General features: G+C 59.5%; 1 protein-coding gene. It reads right to left on the bottom strand.

Features of this window, described 5'->3' with window-relative positions; genetic code table 11:
- Positions 1 to 143: 143 nt before the first annotated feature.
- A complete protein-coding gene (gene gyrA / locus ACW9JC_RS29610) occupies positions 144 to 2,810 on the bottom strand; it encodes a DNA gyrase subunit A (RefSeq protein WP_338585381.1) in 2,667 nt (888 codons plus the stop codon).
- Positions 2,811 to 3,184: the final 374 nt, after the last annotated feature.

Below are 3,184 nucleotides of genomic sequence, written 5' to 3'. Positions count from 1 at the left end.
TGCGATCTTTGCGTGCCGCCCCGTAACGCAAGAGCAAGATCAAAAGATCGCAGCCTCGTTTCACTCGTCAGCTCCTACAGTTCCTACATTCAAACAGGAGAAACAAGAAGGGGCGAATTTTCATCCGCCCCCCATTTACCCGATTATTCCTGTGGCTCTTCGTCAGCGGCAGCGTCGAGTTGCTGGTCTTCGGCGGCATCATCGATCACATGCCCCTCGAATTCCGCACCCTCTTCACCTTCAAGCTCTGCACCTTCGAGCTCTTCGCCCTCGACTTCCGACGGTTCCTGAACCCGCTCAAGGCCGACCAGGGTTTCATCCTTGGCCAGTTTGATCAGGGTCACGCCCTGGGTATTACGGCCGAGGCTGGAGACTTCGTCGACACGGGTACGCACCAGCGTGCCCTGGTCGGAAATCAGCATGATTTCCTCGCCGTCGAGTACCTGCACCGCGCCGACCAGACGGCCGTTGCGCTCGTTGCTGACCATGGCGATAACGCCTTGGCCGCCACGCTTGTACTCAGGGAACTCGGTGATCGCCGTACGCTTGCCGTAGCCACGCGCCGAAGCGGTGAGGATCTCACTGCCTTCTTCCGGGATCAGCATGGAAATCAGCTTCTGCCCTTCTGGCAGACGCATGCCGCGCACACCGCGAGCGGTACGGCCCATGGCGCGAACGTCGGATTCCTTGAAGCGAGTCACCTTGCCGCCGTCGGAGAACAGCATGACTTCACGCTCGCCATCGGTGATGGCCGCGCTGATCAATACGTCGCCTTCGTCCAGCTCCAGCGCGATCAGGCCGACGCTGCGTTGACGGCTGAAGGATTCCAGCGGGGTCTTCTTCACGGTGCCGTTGGCGGTCGCCATGAAGATGTAGTGACCTTCGGTGTATTCCTCGACCGGCAGCATGGTGGTGATGTATTCACCGTCATCCAGCGGCAGCAGGTTGACCAGCGGACGACCACGGGCGGCGCGGGATGCTTCTGGAATTTCGTAGGTTTTCAGCCAGTACACCTTGCCCTTGCTGGAGAACAGCAGCAGCGTGGTGTGGCTGTTGGCAACCAGCAGGTGAGCGATGTAGTCCTCATCCTTGACGCCGGTCGCCGATTTGCCTTTACCGCCACGACGCTGTGCCTGGTACGCAGCCAATGGCTGGGTCTTGGCGTAGCCACCGTGGGAAATGGTCACGACACGCTCTTCTTCCGGTATCATGTCACCCAGGGTCAGGTCGAGACGGGCATCGAGGATCTCGGTGCGACGCACGTCGCCGTACTCGGCGCGGATCACTTCCAGTTCTTCGCGGATCACTTCCATCAGGCGCGTGGCGCTGTTGAGGATGCGGATCAGTTCGCCGATCTGGTTGAGGATCTCTTGATACTCGGCCAGCAGCTTTTCGTGTTCCAGACCGGTCAGGCGGTGCAGACGCAGTTCCAGAATGGCTTGCGCCTGTTCCGGCGACAGGAAGTACTTGCCTTCGCGCAGGCCGTATTGCGGATCGAGGTTCTCCGGACGGCACGAATCGGCACCGGCACGTTCAACCATCGCCACCACCGCCGAGGATTCCCAAGGCGTGCTGATCAGCGCTTCCTTGGCTTCCGATGGCGTTGGCGAGGCCTTGATCAGGGCGATGACCGGGTCGATGTTCGACAGGGCAACCGCTTGACCTTCGAGAATGTGACCACGCTCGCGCGCCTTGCGCAGTTCGAACACGGTACGGCGGGTAACGACTTCGCGACGGTGACGAACGAAGGCTTCCAGCAGGTCCTTGAGGTTCAGGATCCGCGGACGGCCATCGATCAGCGCAACGATGTTGATACCGAATACCGCTTGCAACTGGGTCTGGGCGTAGAGGTTGTTGAGGATCACCTCAGGCACTTCGCCGCGACGCAGTTCGATCACGACGCGCATACCGTCCTTGTCGGACTCGTCGCGCAGTTCGGTGATGCCTTCGAGTTTCTTCTCTTTAACCAGCTCGGCGATCTTCTCGATCAGACGCGCCTTGTTCAGCTGGTATGGGAGTTCGGTGATGACGATCTGCTGACGGCCACCGACCTTGTCGATGTCTTCGATCATCGAGCGGGCACGCATGTAAATGCGGCCGCGACCGGTGCGGTAGGCTTCGATGATGCCGGCACGACCGTTGATGATCGCGGCGGTCGGGAAGTCCGGACCGGGGATGTATTGCATCAGCTCGTCGACGGTCAGCTCAGGGTTGTCGATGAGCGCCAGGCAACCGTCGATGACTTCACCGAGGTTGTGCGGCGGAATGTTGGTCGCCATGCCCACGGCGATACCGCTGGAGCCGTTGACCAACAGGTTGGGAATACGGGTCGGCATGACCGCAGGGATCATTTCGGTGCCGTCGTAGTTCGGCACCCAGTCCACGGTTTCTTTGTGCAGGTCAGCCAGCAGCTCGTGCGCCAGCTTGGTCATGCGCACTTCGGTGTATCGCATGGCCGCGGCGTTGTCGCCGTCCACCGAACCGAAGTTGCCCTGACCGTCTACCAGCAGGTAGCGCAGGGAGAATGGCTGCGCCATCCGAACGATGGTGTCGTACACCGCGGTATCACCGTGCGGGTGATACTTACCGATCACGTCACCGACAACACGGGCAGATTTCTTGTACGGCTTGTTGAAGTCGTTGCCCAGCTCGCTCATCGCGAACAGCACACGCCGGTGCACGGGCTTCAAGCCATCGCGCGCATCCGGCAGTGCCCGCCCGACAATTACGCTCATCGCGTAGTCGAGGTAGGACTGCTTCAGCTCGTCTTCGATATTGACCGGGAGGATTTCTTTGGCCAGTTCGCCCATGAGAAGCCTGATTCCTTTTTCTGGTGAAACTTCGTCACATCCATATGGGACCAACGAAGCTCGCCGATACAGGCTGAGTGCCATGCACCGACTTACGACAAATCAACGAGTTATGCCATGGATCTGCGCAGTGAAGGCCACCCCGCGGGGCAACCTTGGAAACCGCCGGATGTTATCACAAGAGCCGCCACGCACCTATCCCCTAGATGCGCATGGAGAGTAGTTAGTTGACCGGTGACAGGCTTGAGGGGGACGAGAGAGGCTTAGAGCTTCTTTGAATGCAGATTTGAGGCTTGGCTTGCAGTTGTTTGTTGACTTTTAATGCCCCATCGCTGGCAAGCCAGCTCCCACAGGATTATTGGCGGGCGCAAACC

The organism is Pseudomonas sp. SDO5591_S426, from assembly GCF_054070755.1.
This window is presented reverse-complemented; position numbering and strand designations above follow the sequence as displayed.

Excerpts from the sequence above, each read along its gene's own strand:
- gyrA (WP_338585381.1), bottom strand. The coding sequence starts at position 2,810 with ATGGGCGAACTGGCCAAAGAAATCCTCCCGGTCAATATCGAAGACGAG.